Raw genomic sequence first — 19560 nt, 5'->3', positions numbered from 1 at the left:
CCAATTGCGAGTTGAAAAAGTCTAATGATTCTAATACACCTAACTTTTTCAACTAACTACAAATGTGTCGCACTTGGGATTTGAATCCGCGTGGATAAGAATAATGATTTTATATAAATATGTTGGCTTTGATGCTGGTTTAAAAATATTAGAAACAAGTGCTTTAGGCTTTTCTTTGACGCGCGATTTTAATGATCCATTTGAGGTGACGGCTTTAGCTTTAATGGGGGAAACGGTAAATGTTGGTGTAGAAACGCAAGCTGTAAGAAGTCGGTTTATCAATAAATATGCAGTATTGTCTTTAACTCGAGCCCCCTTACTTAAATCCTTTAATGTGGTCTCATTATGCAGATAGTCATAAAGGAATGGTGATCGGGATTGATACAGAGAAGGCAGGTTTAGAAAGTTTTGAAAATTATACGATACCTGCTCAGAGAGGAGAGATAATTTATGTGAATACAGTGCCACAACATATTAATTCAATAGATGCCGTGCAATTAATGCAAATTGGAAGTAAGCATCATATATGGTGGAAATCTCATGAGAGATTACTAAAACATGCTGTTCTTTATAAGCAATTATGTTGGGCGTATGAAGAGGAGGTTAGGGTAGTGAAATGTTTGGGGAGTGAGGAATACCATTCTTATCATTCAAAGGAAGATAAGAGATTTGAGTTGGATGGAGAGCAGTGGGAAAGAAAATATATTGGTTCAAGAAGTATATTCTTAAAAAGCATCCCATCAGATGCATTTGTTGAGATATATCTTGGGGAAAATAGTTATCGTGATCAAAGAAGGAAGTATGATAATTTAATCGATGGTTATAAAGTTCCTAAAATTTTACAGTTAAAAGAATTTAGTCGGAATAATAATATTGAATTATTCACTGTTTTAGTTGATACAGAAACATGGTCTTTAAAAAGAAAAATTATTAATTCAGTTGATTTAGATTAAATAGCTGCAATTGTGGTAGCGGTTCATATATTAGAGTTCTTTTATAAATTGTATTAGTTCAGCCTTGATCAGCCAATCTTCGACATGACCTACAATTCTTGAGGCTGTTGGCTCTGAAACTCCGTAACTCGTAGTAACGTGAAATAAGGTTCGGTATTCTCGCCAATAGCTTAGACAGAGCAGAATCTGATCCTTAATACTTAACTTGGGCGGTCTGCCTTGAGTTAAAACATGTTTCTTCAATTGATCAACCATTAAATAAAAAGTTGACCATGATATGCCTGTATATCGCTTAAACTGTGTTTCTGAAAACTTTTTGAATCGATGTGTTTCATTCATAAATTAGGCACGAATGCCAAGAAAATTAGAGGACGAATATTAAGCAAAATAGTGTTCAATTTTTATTTATGAAAGAAGATTATTAGACCTCTTGCGAAAGTATCGTTTTACCTAATTTTCGAATTGGCTAAAACCTTATAAAATGTAGCTTTGGGCTGTTTAAATTTTGACTAACGCAAGAAGTCTATTGTATATTAACATATTGTTTTTTTAGTTAATTTATATTAATTATTGCTTTTTAGAAAGTTTTTCATAGCTAAGAAAAGTCTTGATGTGTGAAAAAGAAAGCAAAAGTTTCGACAAAATCACACATTTCTTAAATAAAGTTGCATAATTTACAACTATTTGTAAATTTCGTAACTTTGTTTTATTTTTTTGTAAGTTAAGGTAAATTATAAAAAAATAATAAAATTAGTGGTTTAATTGTTTTTTATAAAATTTAAAGATTATTTTATTCTTTTTATTTGACATAGTTAGAAATATTTTTAAATTGTATCAATTTATTTTTTGTCTTAACCTTTTATAAGTATAGGATTAAATTTTTTAAAACAAATAAAAAACCAAAAATAGAGAGTAGTATTGTGAATAATAAACTTTTGCATATTTTTAGGTCAAAGATAATAAGATAAGTTAACGGTTACTTAACTTTACTCATAATAATAAGAGTTAAAGCGTAATCGTTAAAATAACTACATATACATATTCTTTTATTAAAAAGAAATGGAGAAAATCATGAACAAAATTACACAATCGGCATTAGCGGCATTAGTTCTTGGTGCTTGTTCTACCGCATCTTTTGCAGAAGATGACGCAGCTCGAGGTGGTTATCATCCTCCTAAACCACCAATTGACTGGAGTAAATGTAATACTTTAGGCTGTGAAAAAGAAATTCCAATTTCACTTAAAATTAATAAGAAATGTGTTTTAACTGGTGGAAATGCAATAGTATTATCTGCTGCTGGTGGAACCCAAACTACAAATTATTCAATTACAACAAATACCCCTTATGTTCTAAATTTACAAACTGCAAATGCCGGTGCTAATAATACTACGTTTGTTAAACATGAAACAGATGCATCTAAAACAATTGCTACAACAATTGTGACGACTAAACAAGGTGCTGCAGGTGCTGTTCCATTTGGTAATTCAAATCATGCTGGTCAAGCAGTTGATAATTATACACTTGCAGTTACCAATACTGCAGTTGATGCTACACAGTTAGCAGGTAATTATACCGATCGCTATCTAATTAAAGCTTACTACTAATTTATTTAATCAACCTAACCTGATATTTATGTTGGGTTAGGTTGCCTCATTATACTTTTAAATGGAAAATTATAATATGAGAAAAACAACTATATTATTTTTTTTATCTTTTTTTTATTTTTCTGGCGGGAAGGCGGATGTTGCAATTGATCCAGTGCAAATGTATATATTTAATGATAAAAAACAAAAAACAACAACATTTACTTTAGAGTCTATAAATGAAGTAGAAAAAAAGATATTTGAGGTGAAAGCATTTAAATGGGATCAAAATGATAAAGGTGAAGATGTGTTGGAGAAGGATGATACTCTTATAATTAATCCAAGAAATTTTATTTTAAAACCTAATGGGAAACAAGTTATACGTGTTGGTTTTAATCGTCCAATAGTATCTATATTGGATGGTCGGGAAGAGGGTACCTGGCGCATTGTAATTGAGGAATTACCTCAACCTGTAAAAGAATCATCTATTACTTTCTTGATGAATTTTAACCTGCCATTATTTATTGGAAAGCAAGATAACTTAAAATTAAATTTTAATATTGAGAATGATAAGCTTATAGTTAAAAATAAAGCAGAATCTCATATTCAAATTTCAAAGTTACAAATTTTAGATTCTAATAAGAAAGAAGTTTTTACTAGTAATAATATGAAATATGCACTTAAAGATAAGAGTATTTTTTATGAGTTGGAAGGCGTTAAAATAAATAATCCTCGTAATTATTTTGTTAAAGTAATGACAGATAAGTCGCACAAGGAAATAGAGTTAAAGCTTATGGATTAAAATTATAATTAAGGATTATATTATGCAGTTAAATAGAAAAATAATTATTCTAGTTAATATTTTATTCTTATGTAATGCTAATGCTAACCAGAATCCTGATGATGAATTTTTTGCTAATCTTTGGATAAACGAGCTTGATCATAATATAGATATTATTTTAATAAAAAGTGATGATAATTTTTACATAGAGTGCAATATATTGTCGGAACGAGATATTGATATATCTAAATTATCAAAAATGGCTTCTCGGGATGAGTTTTGTCTTATTTCGGACCGGAATATTCAATCTAATTTCGATGCCTCTAAGCAAACAATTAATCTCACCATACCTACCCAGCTGTTTAAATCAAGTACACAGATCTCCCAGTTGCAGACTATGCCAGAGAGAGCCAGTTTTGGAGGTTTCGTAAATTATGATTTTACCTATTTAAATTCAAAAATAGACAGAGAAACGAATTCTTTATATAACGGCCTGACAGATCTGGGTGTCTTTAAAGACTATTGGATTTTTAAGAACTCAATAGCATATTATAATCATCCTTTGAATGAGTATTTTACTCGACTCAGTACTAGTATTGAGTTTGAATTTCCTAAAAGTATGACTCAGCTTACTTTAGGAGATACAACTACAGTATATAATCCATTAATTAATTCTTTACGTTTTGCCGGTTTAAACTGGGGGACTAATTTTACTGAGCGACCAAATTTTATTTATTGGAATACTCCAATCTTACAGGGAAGTGCGCGTGTTCCTTCTACAGTTGATTTGTATATTAATGGGGTAAGTATATATAGCCAAAGAGTCAGTCCTGGTGATTTCAATCTTCAAACTGGTGCACAAATTCAACAGGCAGGAAATGCACAAATTATTGTTGAAGATGTATTAGGGAATAGGAGTGTACAAAGTTTTCCTATTCTGGTGACGAATCGGCTATTAAGATCTGATCTTAGTGAATATAATGTTTCATTAGGAAAGTTGCGTTATAACTATAATATAGAAAGTAATGACTATCGTAATTTTTTCTCTAACCTTTATTATCGTTATGGGGTATCTAATTGGACAACACTTGGTTCTAATTTTTCTTATAGCGAAGACTTGCAAAATTTAGGCTTTCTATGGACTCAAGCTATTAGTCATTATTTGGTTTTGGATAGTGTAGTTCAAGCTTCACACGATGAACTTAATAATTTTAATTATTCATATGGATTATCTGCTGCAAAGGATTTCGGAAGAGTTTCACTTGGTGCAAGTGCGAAATATACAGAAAGAGATTTTAAATATTTAGGTGATGACCTGGATAATTTTTATAGTTATCCTAAGTATGAATATTTAATTTATGGGGGAATGAGCAATATTCCTCTCTTGCATAATATTTATTTGAATTATGCTGCCCAGAGTTTTCATCAGCAAGAAATGCGCGTGGAAGATGAGATTCCTTCATTTTTTCAAAATGATCGTAAAACTTTAAATTTAGGGTTTAATCGTCGGCTAGGTAGGAAGGGAAGCCTAGGTTTGAGTTATTTTAGCTCATTTGGTGATGATCGGGATTCTGGAGTTGTCTTATCACTTAACTATAGTTTTGATGATGATAAAGCAGTTTATTTTAGTCATTCAACAGATGAAAGAACTAAATTGCAATTTGTAAAAAGTAATCCTAATCAGGTTGGATTTGACTATGAAACAGGTGTAAATAGACTCGAAGATGAAACACTATATAATTTCAATGGGCGATTGAAAACAGATGTTGGGGATTTAGGTTTTTATCATATAGAGGGAGATAATGAGTCTGAATCACAATTAAACTATCGTGGTGCGGTTGTTTTTCTTAATAATAAATTCAATTTTACCAAGTTGGTTGATAATGCATTTTCTGTTGTTAGTGTGGGAGATTATCAGGATGTCGATGTTTTAAGGTCTTTATCTGTAGTAGATAAAACGAATAAGAAAGGCTATACCTTTGTTCATGATATTATTCCTTATGTAAATTATGATATTGGTTTTGATCAGAATCAATTACCAGTCGAAGCTAAGATTCCTTATGCAACCAAGAGGCTTACTGCTTTAGATCAGCGGGGGTATATTATTAATTTCCCTATATATAATACAAAACAGGTCACGATTTTGCCTGTAGATAGTAATAATCATAAATTCACAGCCGGTTCAGAGTTATATATCGATAATGATGGTGGGGAGGTTTATCCTATCTCATCGAACGGTACGGTCACTCTATATGGGCTTATTCCAAATACTTACAATATTAAAATCATCAGCACCGAATCTAAAACTTGCTTTGCACAATTGACGGTTACAGAAAATCAAAAAGAAGAAAGCGGACTATCTACGCTTATCTGTAAATAAAGGATGAAAAATAATGAAACTTAAATTTACTGTACTTGTGTTCTCTCTATTATTAACCAGTCTAAGTCATGCCCAACGTTGTCAGATTGATCGATCGACAGCATCAGAACTCAAATTGAACTCCTCTTATCTGAGCCAAGCTGCGACTTCTTTTATCGTAAGGTGTGATAGTAGTTATGCTATTCAATTTAATTCTAGAAACTTAACCAGCACTAATGGCAGTAGTTATTTGGTTAATGAGCACAATCATAAAATAAGAACACAAATGTATATTTCTGGGGCGACCTCATCCCGTTGGAATATGCCGATATCCCAACCGGCAACTAGCCTAAGTAAATTTATTGTATTGGTACAACTAGCTGAACAACCTTCTGCTTTGACCCCAGCTGGAGTTTATAAAGACAGTTTATATGTGGATCTTATCTACTGAATTCTTTTAGTTGGCTCTTAAAAGAGAATTGGATTTTGGTCTATTTAAGTCCTTTAACCAGATTTTGAAGCTTTCTGACTGGATTTTTTAGGCATGAGCTATGGTTATGAATAGGTGAGTTAATTTACTCTTAATTGTTAGTCAAGTTAATTAGATATCTCTATAAGTACATCAACTTCCGAATAAAATGAGAGAAGGGGGTAATATCATTAAAATGCAATAAATAAGCATTAGACTTTAGCTTAAAATATAATCACATAGGTGTGATATGGAACAGCCCTGCACCTCAGCGTTATCGAAAAAAATGTCTGCACTTCAAAATATTAGCTTTGACTTAAAACAGTTGCGACAGCAAAAAACAAAAATGACCCTGCCTTTGGAAGAGTTGACTCGTCCTCGTCTCAAAATAGCCATTGTGACTGAAACCTGGTCTCCTGAAATCAATGGGGTTGCCCATGCTTTATTGCAACTGTGTAAAGGATTACAAAAACAGGGGCATAAGATTTTATTAATTCGTCCGGAACAACGACAAGCCTATAACGATTTTAAGCCGCATAGCGAATGTCTAGTTAAAGCGCATTGCATTCCTAAATATAGTAATTTGCAGTTTGGTAGGCCGCAATTTTTAAAAATCCATCAAGCTGTTGAAACTTTTACACCCGATATTATCCATGTCGTGACCGAAGGTCCTTTGGGTCTGGTAGCTCAACAGCTTGCAAAATTCCATAAAATTCCGGTTTCTAGCGGTTTTCACTCGTCATTTCAGGAATTTAGTCGATTTTTTGATTTGGCTTTTTTACTGAAGCCAATTCAAGGCTATTTAAAGTGGTTTCATAATAATACTGATTTGACCTGTGTTCCGAGTCGAGGCACGGCTCAAGCCTTAAATCAGTTTGGTGTGACTTGTCCCTTGGCAGTTGTGGGCAGAGGCGTCGATCCAGATACATTTTCACCAAAGTGGCGATCACCAGATTTGCGCTATGCTTGGGGAGTTTCAAACGAGACCCGGGTGATGTTGTATGTCGGACGGCTTTCCCCTGAAAAGGAAATTGACGTGCTGATCAAAACCTATTTTGTGCTGCGCCAAGTTCGTCAGCAAGATATACGTTTGGTGGTGGTTGGAGATGGGCCGGATCGCACTCGACTGCAACAACTGAATCAGGATGGCAGTATTGTTTTTACCGGTAGCTTGACAGGAGAAAAACTGTCAGCGGCGTATGCCAGTGCAGATGTCTTCTGTTTTGCCAGTCAGGTTGAAACCTTTGGAAATGTGGTATTGGAAGCGATGGCCAGTGGCTTGCCAGTGATTGCTTATGATTATGCTTGTGCAAACTTGCATGTGCAGCATGGTGAAACGGGATGGTTGAGTAGACTTGGACATCAGCAGGGGTTGATCCAGCAGATGCTCGGATTGCCTGATCAGCAAAAATTGCAGCAGATGGGTGCGCAAGCACGTAAAAAAGCCGAAAAAGTAGGCTGGCAATATCCGGTCCGGCAATTTGAACAGGCACTGTATTCACTGGTACAGCAACAGGAATACAGGATATAAAACAAGAAAGGAGCACCAGTGTGAAACTCCAGAATGTAAAGATTAAATTTTTAGAAATCGATTTGAAAGGCTGTGTTTATCTGAATCATTTTTCGCATTCAGTCCGTATTGCCACTTTTTTTAAAATGATTAGCCGCTTAGGAAATGGTGCATTTTGGTATTTCATGCTGATATTGGTTTGGATCATGCAAGGCTTGATCTATACCGTGCAGATTGTTTATCTGATTTTGGGAAGCACTATTGGTACCATTATTTACAAGGTGCTTAAAATCAAAACCGTACGGCCACGTCCTTATCAGGTGCATCAGGTGATCCGTTTGGGTGAGCATCCACTGGATCATTTCAGTTTTCCTTCGGGACATACCTTGCATGCCGTCATGGCAACCACCGTTTTAGGTTATGTCGCACCTTTATTACTCATGCTGATGTTGCCTTTTACGATTCTGGTCGCAGTGTCCCGAATGGTGTTGGGATTACATTATCCAAGTGATGTGGCAGTTGGCGCAATTCTGGGTGGCATGATGGCAATTGCCATTGTCCTGACCGCACCTTATCTGAATATTGTGCTGTAAAAATAAGTGAAAGCCGGAGCAAAGGCTCGCAGATTTTCACAGATTTGTTAAAGTACAGCATCAAAGCAATTATGGTGAGAAATAGAGATGGGTTTACGTTGGACTGACACTCTCGATATCGCGATTGAACTCTATGAAGCGCATCCAGATGTGGACCCGCAGTGGATTCGTTTTACTGATTTACATGCCTGGGTATGTGCTTTGCCTGAATTTGAAGATGATCCAACCAAGTCGACTGAAGGTCTGCTTGAAGCGATTCAAATGGCATGGATTGATGAGGCACGCTAAGCCCTCATCTTAAAAAAGCATTTTTTTACAGATGAAAAGCAGAAAAATGCGCATTATCTCGGTATAATGCGCCAAATTTTCATGTCAACAATTGACTTAAGGAGCCTATCATGGCTATCGAACGTACTTTATCTATCGTTAAACCAGACGCAGTTGCTAAAAACCACATCGGCGACATCTTTGCTCGTTTCGAGAAAGCTGGTCTTCAAATTGTTGCAACTAAAATGAAACATTTGACTCAAGCTGAAGCTGAAGGCTTCTATGCTGAGCACAAAGAACGTGGTTTCTTTGCTGACCTAGTTGCATTCATGACTTCTGGTCCAGTGGTTGTTTCAGTTCTTGAAGGCGAAAATGCTGTTCTTGCTCACCGTGACATCCTTGGCGCGACGAATCCTAAAGAAGCTGCTCCTGGTACTATCCGTGCAGATTTCGCTGTAAGCATTGATGAAAACGCTGCTCACGGTTCTGACTCTGTAGCATCTGCTGATCGTGAAGTTAACTACTTCTTCGCTCAAACTGAGATTGCTCCACGTACTCGTTAATTCGCAGTATTCAAGCCAGATAAGTGTTATTATACTTATCTGGTTTTTTTATTCTCTGAATAATTCTTTGCTCACATATTGAGCTTCTCCTTTCATCTTTAGACATGGTTTAGGTAATACACATGAGTACTGAAGCAGTCGCTGTATCAGCAGTTTCTGAGCCACAGCAACACACTCCATCCGCTCCAGCACAGGCAAATACTGTCGAGAAAGTGAATTTACTTGGCATGTCACGTCCGCAAATGGAAAAATTCTTTGAGGACATGGGTGAGAAGAAGTTTCGTGCCGGGCAGGTGATGAAATGGATTCACCAATTTTTTGTGACTGATTTTACTGAAATGACCAATATTTCAGGGAAGCTGCGTGAAAAACTGGAAAAAATTTGTGAAATTAAAGCACCGGAAGTGGTGCATAAAAACTATTCCAAAGATGGAACTCGTAAATGGGTATTCCGTGTTGGCGACGGTGAAGGTTCCCTCGTCGAAACGGTACTGATTCCGGCAGAACATCGTAGTGGTTTACGTCGCACTTTGTGTATTTCTTCACAAGTGGGCTGTGCACTGGACTGTTCATTCTGCTCAACCGGTAAACAGGGTTTCCAGCGTGATTTGACTCAAGCCGAAATTATCGGTCAGCTCTGGATGGCGAACTATTCCTATATGGAAGATGTGCCTGTACTTGAGCGTGAACGTTCAGTCACGAACGTGGTGATGATGGGCATGGGCGAGCCATTGCTCAACTACGATGCAGTATTGAATTCAATGCGTATTATGCTGGATGACTTTGCATACGGCATGTCAAAACGTCGTGTGACTTTATCGACTTCTGGTGTGGTACCGAAAATCGATCAGATGGTCAAAGATATTGACGTGGCGCTGGCTATTTCATTGCATGCGCCAAATGATGAACTGCGTAACGAGCTGGTGCCGATCAATAAAAAATATCCGCTTGAGCAGCTGATTGCTGCATGTCAGCGCTATATTGCTAAAGATGGTAACGAAAGTTCACGTAAACATGTGACGATTGAATATGTGATGTTAGATGGCGTGAATGACCATCCTGAACATGCTCAGCAAATGATTAAGCTGTTGAAGAATTTGCCAAGCAAGATTAATTTGATTCCTTTTAATCCGTTCCCGCATGCGCCATATGGCCGCTCAAGCCGCAACCGGATTATTTCTTTCCAAAAAACTTTGTCTGATGCCGGTTTTGTGTGTACGATTCGTCAGACACGCGGTGATGACATTGATGCCGCGTGTGGACAGTTAGTCGGACAAGTCGCTGACCGTACCCGTCGTGCGGAACAGTGGAAAAAGAAAATTGCGCAATCGAATGAGATCATGCGCTCACAAGGATAATAAGAGGTCGCCAGTTGAGAAATCTAACATCAAAGTTTGCTTTGATTTCAACAGTATGTGTGTCTTTGGTTTTAGTCGCGTGTCAGACGCCAGATCTGGGTCAGAAAGACCCTGAAAAGGCCACCAAAGTCCGTACCCAATTGGCGGTAGAATATCTGAGAACAGGTGACCTGGATGCAGCCAAACGTGCGCTGGATCAGGCACTTGAGACTACTCCGCGTGATTCTCAAGCAAATATGATGATGGGCGTGCTACTGCAACAGGAAGGTAGTAAGCTTAATCTCGAAAAAGCAGATCATTATTTCAAGCGTGCGATTTCGGCAGATCCGAAAAATGCGCAGGCGCGAAATAATTACGGCACTTATTTATATCAGCTTGAACGCTATAATGATGCAATCGAGCAGTTTCAAATTGCTGGTGCCACTTTAGGTTATGATCAACGTTTCCGTGCATTGGAAAATATGGGACGGATTTACCTGAAACTGGGTGATACAGCGAATGCTGAAAAATCATTCAAACAGGCGCTACAAGCCAATCGCGATTCTTATATTTCAATGTTAGAGTTGGCAGAAATATTTTATTTGAACCAGCAGTTCCCGGCTGCGACACAAATGTATCAACAGTTTGTACGTGGTGTGGGACAGAAAAATCAGGGTGCCCGTGCACTCTGGATTGGCATTCGCACTGCGCGTGCCGGAGGTGATCAGTTGGGTATGCAGGTATTGGTCAACCAGTTACGTGCACTTTTTCCTGAAAGCCAGGAATACCAACGTTATTTGCAATTACAGTACAGTACTGAGGCCGTATGGAAGTAAATCCTAATTCACCATCGAATCATTCGAGCGTAGCTCCAAATGCGTTAGGAAATATTCAACGTCCGGGCGAGTACTTGCGCCAGATTCGTGTCAATCAGCAGCGCAATCTGGAAGATGTAGCGAAAGAGCTGAATATCCCGGTCAAAACCCTGACTGCACTGGAACAGGACGAATATAAGTCTTTGCCTGAAGCAACCTTTATCAAAGGTTATTACCGGACTTATGCCAAATTTCTGGGTGTAGATGCGTCTAGTATTATTCAGCGATTTGATGAAATTTATACCAATGATACAGGGTTGCTGCCGAATCATGCCTTGAACAATTCTCCTATTAAAATTATGGGGAAATTGCCAGGTTCCAAACGTGACCGCAATCGTAAATGGTTAAAGCGCATTTTTATTACGCTGGTACTGTTGCTGATTTTGGGCGCACTGTTTGCCATGATTCAGAACTGGTCGAGCAGTAATTCACAAAATAGCAGTGAAGTCTCTGGAGTAGGCGCTTCTAATGTCGAGATTCTGAATCTGGATCCAGGTGCCGCACTTTCCGGTGATCAGCTGAAACTTGATTTTAACCGTCCGACTTCGGTGCATATTGTCGACTCGGCGGGTAATGTTCTGGCAACTGGTCGTCAGGCATCGAGCTTGCAGCTGAATGGTGAAGCGCCATTCCAGATTCGTCTGGATGATGCATCGGCTGTATCACTCAGTTTAAATAATGAAAATATTTCATTGTCACCCTACACTGTGAACGGAAAAGCAGAATTCCGTTTATCACCTTAACAGATCAAGAGTAGAGCAGAACGATGATCGTAAATCCAATTAAACGTCGTCCAACACGTAAAATTCGTGTGGGTTCAGTTTATGTGGGTGGTGATGCACCAATCAGTATCCAGTCGATGACTAATACTGAAACCTGTGATGTAGCAGCTACGGTTGCACAGATTCAGCGCTGTGTAGATGCCGGTGCAGACATCATGCGGGTTTCTGTGCCTACCATGGAAGCCGCGGCGGCATTTGGTGAAATTCGCAAGCAGGTCAATGTACCTTTGGTCGCCGATATTCACTTCGATTATAAAATTGCTTTGGCAGTTGCGGATTTGGGTGCAGACTGCCTGCGGATTAACCCGGGCAATATCGGTTCTGAAGCGAAAATCCGTGAAGTGGTGGCCGCAGCACGTCATAACGATATTTCCATGCGGATCGGTGTTAATGCCGGCTCCCTGGAAAAAGATATTCAAAAGAAATATGGCGAGCCGACGGGTCAGGCTTTGCTTGAATCTGCGATGCGCCATATCGATATTCTAGACCGTCTGGATTTCCAGGAATTCAAAATTTCAGTCAAAGCATCGAATGTGTTCCTGACCATGGATGCGTATCGTTTGCTGTCACAGCAAATTGATAATCCGCTCCATCTAGGTGTCACGGAAGCGGGTATTTACCGCACCGGTTCGGTTAAATCTGCGATCGCTTTGGGCGGCCTGCTGATGGAAGGCATCGGGGATACCATGCGTATTTCACTGGCTGCCGAGCCTGAAGAAGAAATTAAAATTGGTTTTGATATTCTGAAATCGCTAGGTCTGCGCTCCAATGGGATTAACTTCATTGCCTGCCCAAGCTGTTCACGTCAGGAATTTAATGTGATTTCAGTGATGCAGCAACTTGAAGAGCGTTTAGAAGATATTCGTACCCCAATGGATGTGTCTGTCATTGGCTGTAAGGTCAATGGTCCGGGTGAAGCCAAAGAAGCGGATATTGGTGTCGTAGGTGCAGCACCACGTTCACTTGTGTACCGTAATGGTGAAAAGAGCCATTTAATTGACACGAATCAATTGGTTGATGAAATCGAAACCATGGTTCGTCAACGTGTTTCCGAGCTTGAAGAAGCTAAATCTAAAGAAATTATTCGTACAAGTTTTCCTGAGTAGATCATGAGTTCAATCGTCGCAATCAAAGGTTTTAATGACATTCTCCCAACGCAAACCCCAGCTTGGAGACGTCTTGAACAGCATCTATCCGGTTTGATGGATACCTATGGCTATCAACAAATCCGTCTGCCTATGGTTGAGCAGACCAATCTGTTCAAACGTTCGATCGGTGATGCAACCGATATCGTTGAAAAAGAAATGTATACCTTCCTCGACAAGGGTAATCCGCCTGAGTCGTTGACGCTGCGTCCTGAAGGGACGGCGGGTTGTGTGCGTGCCATGCTGGAGCATAACCTGCTGCGCGGTGCGACGCCTCGCGTCTGGTATATCGGACCCATGTTTCGTTATGAAAAACCGCAAAAAGGCCGTTACCGTCAGTTTCACCAGTTTGGTGTGGAAACCTTTGGTGTGGCAACGCCAGATATGGATGCAGAACTGATTCTGATGACGGCGCGTCTGTGGAAACGTATGGGTGTGGCAGACAAGGTTCAGCTTGAGTTAAATACACTCGGTGAGTCGGATGAGCGTGCAGCATATCGTGCGGCACTGGTTGAATTTCTGGAGTCGCATAAAGCGGATATGGATGAAGATTCACAACGTCGTTTAACCACCAATCCACTGCGTATTCTAGATTCTAAAGATGCCAAAACACAAAGCATCTTGGAAAATGCACCGAAACTTCATGATTTTATGGGTGAAGAAACGCTGGCGCATTTTACCCAGCTACAACAGTACTTGACCGATGCAGGCATCAGTTTTGTGATCAATCAAAAACTGGTACGTGGTCTGGACTATTACAACAAAACTGTTTTTGAATGGACCACAACCCATTTGGGTTCACAGGGTACGGTATGTGCCGGTGGCCGTTATGACGGTCTGGTGGGACAACTCAAAGGAAAAGCAGATCAGTCTGTCCCTGCGGTTGGTTTTGCCATGGGGATTGAGCGGTTGTTGCTTCTGCTGGAACAGGTTGAAGACAATACCCCGACACGTGATTGTGAAGTATTCCTGGTGGCTGAACCGGCTGCTCAAGGTAAGGCTTTGGTCATTGCAGAGCAGATCCGGGATCAGCTTGAAGCAGCAGGCAGTCAGGTTCGTCTGAAAGTAGGCTCACAAGGTTCAATGAAATCGCAAATGAAAAAGGCTGATCAAGCCAGTGCTTTGTATGCGGCGATTTTGGGTGAACGTGAACTGGAAGCTCAGGCGTTTACTGTGAAAGAGCTGGCAACCGCAGAGCAATCGAATGTACCATTTACGGACTTCGTTGCATTTTTTAGTACTAAAATTTCTTCAAAATAATCGATAAAACATTAGGAAAAGGGTAATCTCATGAGCGCAATGAGTGGTGATGAACAGTTTGAAAGCTTAAAATCCTTTACGAAGAAATATGGTTCTTCGATGATTACCGGGATTTTAATTGCGCTGATTGCCTTTTTTGGATGGGAATATTGGCAGAAGAAAAACTTGGCAGAGTCGCAAATGCACACTGCCAAGGTTCAGCAGTTGATGGATGATGCGCAGGCATCGAAAGGTGATGGTTTTGCCAAGTTGTCTGAAGCTGCGGACAAGATTGTCAAGGAAGCACCTGATTCAGCTCAGGCGATTCAGACCCAGCTGGTGATGGCGAAACTGGCTTATGACAAAGAAGATTATGCTGCGGCCGAGAAAGCGCTACAGAAAGTTGAAAACTCGAAAGTAGATGATAAAGGGCTAGTTCAGGTCGTCAAACTTCGTCTGGCCTATGCACAACTGGCACAGAAAAAATATGATGCTGCATTGAAAACTTTAGAAGCAGTCACTGAGCCTGCATTTAAAGCAACTGCCGATGAAGCACGTGGCGATATCTATGTTGCCAAAAATGATATTGAAAATGCTAAAAAAGTATATCAAAGTGCATGGGATGCTTTGATCGAACGTAAAGAAGAACGTCAGATTTTACAAATTAAGCTCGAAAGCGTAGGCGTATTGGTCGATGATCCGGAAATCGAACGCCCAATTATAGAAACACAAGCGGAAGAAGCTGAATGAATAGAAAATACAAAATTACCTGTGCCTTGACTGTTTTAACGCTTGCATTGGCTGGCTGTGCAGGTAAAACCAATAAAGTTCCAGAAGTAAAACCGAATCCACTTCCAAAACTGACCCAAGCCAAAACACTGGTGCCCGTATTTTCTACCAGTGTGGCTTCGACAGATGCTGCTGATCCGTTGCGTTTACGTCTGGATGCAGATAATGGTGTGGTCTTTGCAATTGATCCGAAAGGCGAAGTGTCTGCATTTAAAGGCAAACAGCGTCTGTGGCAGAAAAAAGTCAGCAAAGACAATTTAAGCTCTGGCGTTGAAGCTGCCGAAGGTCTTGTTGTCGTTGGCAACCAGAAAGGCCAACTGTTTGCGCTGGATCAGCAAACCGGCGAGCAAAAATGGACTGCGCAATTGACGGGTGCTTTACTGGCACCTTCATTAATTCATGCTGGTCGTGTCATTAGTGTCAGCAATGATGGCACCGTATATGCGCATGAAATTGCGACGGGTGCACAAGTTTGGACTTATAACTTACCTAATGTACAATTCAGCCTGCGTGGTATGGCTGCACCGGTTGCATTAGATGCCCGTAATGTACTGATTGCATCTTCCAATGCTTATATCTATGCACTGGATGCCTTAAGTGGTGTGCCAAAATTACAGCGTCGTGTCGCAGTGTCGGATGGACGTTCTGATATCCAGCGTCTGGTTGATATTGACGGGGAACCGGTCGTTGCAGGCCAGTTTGTGGTGACTACCAGTTATCAAGGTCAGGTGACTGTGCTGGATTTAGCTTCACAACAGGTGGTCTGGAGTAAAGATGCCAGCAGTATCCAGCGTCCAGAAGTTGTGGGCAATGGCGTATTTGTGGCGCAAACCGATGGCAAAATCAAAGCCTTTGAGATTACCTCGGGTCAACTGCTTTGGGAAAATGACCAGCTGTTGAATCGCAAGTTAAGTAATCCGGTGATGCTGGGTACTGATCTTGTAGTCGGCGATCTGGATGGTGTCTTGCACCTGATTGATCCGCGTACCGGACAGATTACTGGTCGTTCGAAAACCTCTGGGGAGGTGCGTAGCTTACGCGTCATCGACAACCAGCTTTATGTTTCTACACGCAAGGGCGCATTAAGCATTTGGCAGAACCGTTAATTTTAACGAGCCTTATGCTAAACTAGCCACAACCGTATTTTGTGAACGCGGGGTGATTGAAAAATCAATGCCCCGTGTTTTTATTTAGGGTATTTCCCCCTTATATCTTCCTATGCTTTCTGATGTTCAGGCCACTTTGACGCCTGATATTGAATAAAGGTTACTCTATGAAACCCGTAATTGCGCTCATTGGTCGTCCGAACGTCGGAAAATCAACGCTGTTCAACCAGATTACCAAGAGCCGTGACGCATTGGTGGCAGACTTCGCAGGTCTGACACGCGACCGTAAATATGGCGATGCTACCTATCAAAATAAATCTTTCATTGTGGTCGATACCGGCGGTATTGGCGAAAATGAAGGTGGGATTGACTCCTATATGGCAGAGCAATCCAAGACTGCCATTCATGAAGCTGACATCATCATTTTTGTGGTTGATGCGCGTGCCGGATTGCTGGCATCTGATGAGCAGATTGCCCGTGAATTGCGTACTTTAGGTAAAAAAGTCTTTCTGGTGGCCAACAAGGTCGACGGCGTACATGCTGAAGCTGCCTTGGTCGAATTCTACAAACTGGGTATGGGCGAACCGCTACAAGTGGCAGCCAGCCATGGTCGTGGTGTTCAGCAGATGCTGGAAGACGTACTTGCCGATGTACCGGAAGATGAAAATCCGGAAGAACATGACAAAAACACGGGTCTGCGTTTAGCGATTATTGGTCGTCCAAACGTAGGTAAATCAACGTTGGTGAACCGCTTGCTCGGTGAAGAACGTGTGGTGGCATTTGACCAGCCGGGTACAACACGTGACTCGATTTATATTCCATTCGAGCGTGATGGCCGTCAATACACCCTGATTGATACTGCCGGGGTGCGCCGTAAAGGTAAAGTTGATGAAATGATTGAGAAATTCTCGATCGTTAAAACTTTACAGGCAATGAAAGATGCTAACGTAATTGTTGTTGTGGTTGATGCGCGTGATGGTATTGTTGAGCAGGACTTGCATTTGATTGGCTATGCACTTGAAGCGGGTCGTGCCATGGTCATTGCAGTCAATAAATGGGATAACATGACTGAATATGATCGTAAGCAATGTAAGCTCGATGTAGAGCGTCGCTTCGATTTCATTCCATGGGCCAAAGTGCATTTGATTTCTGCATTGCATGGAACGGGTGTGGGTGATCTTTATCCATCGATTCACCGTGCTTATGATTCATCTCGTTTGAAAGTGTCACCAGCAAAAATCACCCAGATTTTAAATGATGCGACAGATGCCCACCAACCGCCGATGGTTCAGGGTCGTCGTATTAAAATGCGTTATGCGCATATGGGTGGGCAGAATCCGCCAACGATCGTGATTCACGGAAACAAGGTGGATAAAACCCCTGCGGATTATCGCCGTTACCTGGAAAACGTGTTCCGTAAAGTGTACAAGCTTGAAGGTACGCCCATTAAAATCGAATTTAAAACCTCTGAAAACCCGTTTGAAGGTCGTAAGTCTCAAGTGGATGAGCGTGCAGCTGCACGTAAACGTCGTTATGTACAGAAATTCAAGAAAGCCGAGAAGAAATTTAAACGTTAATTCTATAGTTTAAATTTTTTGGATAAAAGGCCTGCGTAAAGCGGGCTTTTTTATTTTGAGAAAATAATAAATTTCTTTCCCAATAAAAGTTTAAATTCTTTTACACTCAAATCAATTGACATCTTTTTTAATGGATTCACGTGGCTCGGCTGATTCAAATACATCTGCATCAACTCTCTGATCTGACTTGTGATCAATTGTCAGACCGCAAAACCCAGATTGCCGAACGGAAACGCGAAGTGGCATTTTTGCGCAATCAGCTTTTATCCCAATCTTTTGAATTGCCAGTTAGTGATCAACAGGTGGTACGGACGAATTTTGGCAAGCCTTATTTAAACGACTATCCGGATTTCAGTTTCAATCATAGCCATAGTCAGAATTTCTACGTCCTGGCAACGAGCAGAGATGTCCAAAACTTAGGAATTGATATTGAAGAACTGAGTCGTAAGGTTCGTTTCGAAGCCTTGGCACAGCACGCCTTTCATCCCGAAGAACTCAAAACTTGGCAAACGCTGGCTTATGACCCTGAATACTGGTTTAAAGTCTGGACGATTAAAGAGGCCGTGTTAAAGGCATCAGGCTTGGGAATCCGGATCAACCTGAATGAGCTCAATACCAATATCCATCCTGAGCAAAATGGTGGGCGCTGCGAACATCCAGAGATTGGCATCTATGCCTATCAAAATTATACGCTTGCTGGCTGCATGCTCACCGTGGCCTGGCAAAGTGAGGATTCCTGCAAGGGATTGAGATTTCCTGTGATCCAGATTCATCACACTGTCTAAAACAGAATCAACCCAAATATTTTTTATTTTCTAGAAATGATCAGATTACTCAGCCGATTCACAAATTGTGGACTCATCCGCGATAAATGAAATAAAAACTGGCTTTTGAATCCGACAGGATGATGGGTGGCTTGCCAGATGGAATCTTTGAGTTCTGCCAGTTTAAGAATATCTTGTGCAACATCTTCTGCTTTTAAATGCACGCCCATCTTTTTGATGCTTTCTGCCTGCATATCTTTGACCATGGCGGTACTGACGAAAAGCGGCATAACATCCAAGACTCGAATCCCATAGGGTTGCCACTCAATATCCAGACTTTCAGTCAGGCCACGCACTGCAAACTTGCTGGTGGAATAACTGCTTAAATCGGCTTGGCCATAAATCGCCGAAGCTGAAGATAGATTGATGATGCGGGCAAATGAAGATTCTTTTAAATAAGGGAAAGCGGCATGACAGCCGTTCATGACTCCTTTAACATTAATATCCAGAGTCCGATGATGCGCCATAATATCAGTTTCTTCAAAAGGGCCTGAATATAAAATCCCGGCATTATTGACCAGAATATTGATTTTCCCCGCCCAGGCCGAAAATTCAGACAAGGCTGTTTCCCAGGAAGCATAATCGGCCACATCGAGAAAGCCGGCTTTGGCATGTTCGCCCAGTTGCTGGGCCAGCTGTTCAGCCTGTGCTGTATTGATATCATAAATACCGACTTTATAGCCGTGCTGGTAAAATAACTGGGCGGTTGCTGCCCCAATTCCTTGTGCTGCCCCACTAATCAATATACTGTGCATGTGTTTGATCTCCTTATTGTCTTTTTTTTTTGAGCATAACAAGAAACCGGCA

General features: G+C 40.5%; 21 protein-coding genes. 19 read left to right on the top strand and 2 right to left on the bottom strand.

The annotated features are described in order from the left end of the window. The first annotated feature begins 103 nt into the window (after positions 1 to 103). Positions 104 to 355: a hypothetical protein gene (locus NI466_RS10205; RefSeq protein WP_004647452.1), complete on the top strand. Its 252-nt coding sequence runs from the start codon at positions 104 to 106 to the stop codon at positions 353 to 355. Beyond that, on the top strand, positions 333 to 953 hold the full coding sequence (locus tag NI466_RS10200) for a DUF2971 domain-containing protein (RefSeq protein ID WP_044109953.1): 621 nt from the start codon (positions 333 to 335) through the stop codon (positions 951 to 953). Before NI466_RS10205 ends, NI466_RS10200 begins: the two co-directional genes overlap by 23 nt. A gap of 30 nt (positions 954 to 983) precedes the next feature. On the opposite strand, the gene NI466_RS15975 is transcribed toward NI466_RS10200, so the two are convergent. Further along, the gene (locus NI466_RS15975) at positions 984 to 1208 is read right to left on the bottom strand and encodes a helix-turn-helix domain-containing protein (RefSeq protein ID WP_016807076.1); all 225 of its coding nucleotides are present in this window, start codon (positions 1206 to 1208) and stop codon (positions 984 to 986) included. Between the two features lie 816 nt (positions 1209 to 2024). On the opposite strand from NI466_RS15975, the gene NI466_RS10195 reads away from it, so the two are divergent. From NI466_RS10195 to NI466_RS10115, 17 genes are all read left to right on the top strand, one after another. Continuing rightward, positions 2025 to 2558, top strand: a complete 534-nt coding sequence (locus NI466_RS10195) for a hypothetical protein (RefSeq protein WP_253173476.1) — start codon at positions 2025 to 2027, stop codon at positions 2556 to 2558. A 76-nt stretch (positions 2559 to 2634) separates the two neighbouring features. Next, positions 2635 to 3339, top strand: a complete 705-nt coding sequence (locus tag NI466_RS10190; RefSeq protein WP_253173475.1) for a fimbrial biogenesis chaperone — start codon at positions 2635 to 2637, stop codon at positions 3337 to 3339. 22 nt (positions 3340 to 3361) lie between these two features. Beyond that, a complete protein-coding gene (locus NI466_RS10185) occupies positions 3362 to 5698 on the top strand; it encodes a fimbria/pilus outer membrane usher protein (protein WP_253173474.1) in 2337 nt (778 codons plus the stop codon). A 13-nt stretch (positions 5699 to 5711) separates the two neighbouring features. Continuing rightward, positions 5712 to 6128, top strand: a complete 417-nt coding sequence (locus NI466_RS10180; RefSeq protein ID WP_004647457.1) for a hypothetical protein — start codon at positions 5712 to 5714, stop codon at positions 6126 to 6128. Positions 6129 to 6396: 268 nt separating this feature from the next. Then, the gene (locus NI466_RS10175) at positions 6397 to 7677 is read left to right on the top strand and encodes a glycosyltransferase family 4 protein (RefSeq protein WP_253146956.1); all 1281 of its coding nucleotides are present in this window, start codon (positions 6397 to 6399) and stop codon (positions 7675 to 7677) included. Between the two features lie 20 nt (positions 7678 to 7697). Continuing rightward, positions 7698 to 8249 carry a phosphatase PAP2 family protein gene (locus NI466_RS10170; protein WP_005107877.1) on the top strand — a complete coding sequence of 184 codons (552 nt, stop codon included), beginning with the start codon at positions 7698 to 7700 and terminating at the stop codon, positions 8247 to 8249. An 87-nt stretch (positions 8250 to 8336) separates the two neighbouring features. Then, positions 8337 to 8537 carry a Fe-S cluster assembly protein IscX gene (gene iscX, locus NI466_RS10165; RefSeq protein WP_004278360.1) on the top strand — a complete coding sequence of 67 codons (201 nt, stop codon included), beginning with the start codon at positions 8337 to 8339 and terminating at the stop codon, positions 8535 to 8537. Positions 8538 to 8647: 110 nt separating this feature from the next. After that, on the top strand, positions 8648 to 9079 hold the full coding sequence (gene ndk, locus NI466_RS10160; protein ID WP_004647460.1) for a nucleoside-diphosphate kinase: 432 nt from the start codon (positions 8648 to 8650) through the stop codon (positions 9077 to 9079). Between the two features lie 122 nt (positions 9080 to 9201). Further along, positions 9202 to 10437, top strand: a complete 1236-nt coding sequence (gene rlmN, locus NI466_RS10155; protein ID WP_253173473.1) for a dual-specificity RNA methyltransferase RlmN — start codon at positions 9202 to 9204, stop codon at positions 10435 to 10437. 14 nt (positions 10438 to 10451) lie between these two features. Beyond that, positions 10452 to 11252: a type IV pilus biogenesis/stability protein PilW gene (pilW, locus tag NI466_RS10150; protein ID WP_005261820.1), complete on the top strand. Its 801-nt coding sequence runs from the start codon at positions 10452 to 10454 to the stop codon at positions 11250 to 11252. Then, complete coding sequence (locus tag NI466_RS10145) at positions 11243 to 12034, top strand: helix-turn-helix domain-containing protein (protein WP_253173472.1); 792 nt, start codon at positions 11243 to 11245, stop codon at positions 12032 to 12034. Before pilW ends, NI466_RS10145 begins: the two co-directional genes overlap by 10 nt. A 23-nt stretch (positions 12035 to 12057) precedes the next feature. Then, on the top strand, positions 12058 to 13179 hold the full coding sequence (ispG, locus tag NI466_RS10140) for a flavodoxin-dependent (E)-4-hydroxy-3-methylbut-2-enyl-diphosphate synthase (RefSeq protein ID WP_253173471.1): 1122 nt from the start codon (positions 12058 to 12060) through the stop codon (positions 13177 to 13179). 3 nt (positions 13180 to 13182) lie between these two features. Further along, positions 13183 to 14478, top strand: a complete 1296-nt coding sequence (hisS, locus tag NI466_RS10135; protein WP_253173470.1) for a histidine--tRNA ligase — start codon at positions 13183 to 13185, stop codon at positions 14476 to 14478. A gap of 30 nt (positions 14479 to 14508) precedes the next feature. Then, positions 14509 to 15207, top strand: coding sequence for a YfgM family protein (locus tag NI466_RS10130; protein WP_004278352.1), 699 nt, complete (start codon positions 14509 to 14511; stop codon positions 15205 to 15207). After that, positions 15204 to 16352: an outer membrane protein assembly factor BamB gene (bamB, locus tag NI466_RS10125; protein ID WP_253146960.1), complete on the top strand. Its 1149-nt coding sequence runs from the start codon at positions 15204 to 15206 to the stop codon at positions 16350 to 16352. The genes NI466_RS10130 and bamB overlap by 4 nt, the downstream gene beginning before the upstream one ends. 167 nt (positions 16353 to 16519) lie before the next feature. Continuing rightward, entirely contained in the window at positions 16520 to 17929 is a 1410-nt protein-coding gene (gene der, locus NI466_RS10120) for a ribosome biogenesis GTPase Der (protein WP_004278348.1), read from the top strand. 140 nt (positions 17930 to 18069) lie between these two features. Then, positions 18070 to 18714, top strand: a complete 645-nt coding sequence (locus NI466_RS10115) for a 4'-phosphopantetheinyl transferase family protein (RefSeq protein WP_253173469.1) — start codon at positions 18070 to 18072, stop codon at positions 18712 to 18714. Positions 18715 to 18737: 23 nt separating this feature from the next. Here NI466_RS10115 and NI466_RS10110 read toward each other — a convergent pair whose 3' ends face one another. Then, positions 18738 to 19508, bottom strand: coding sequence for an SDR family oxidoreductase (locus NI466_RS10110; RefSeq protein ID WP_071850426.1), 771 nt, complete (start codon positions 19506 to 19508; stop codon positions 18738 to 18740). Positions 19509 to 19560 lie beyond the last annotated feature (52 nt).

Source organism: Acinetobacter lwoffii (assembly GCF_024129595.1).
GTDB lineage: Bacteria > Pseudomonadota > Gammaproteobacteria > Pseudomonadales > Moraxellaceae > Acinetobacter > Acinetobacter lwoffii_O.
The sequence above is the reverse complement of the archived record's forward strand: the minus strand, read 5'-3'. Positions and strand labels throughout refer to the sequence as shown.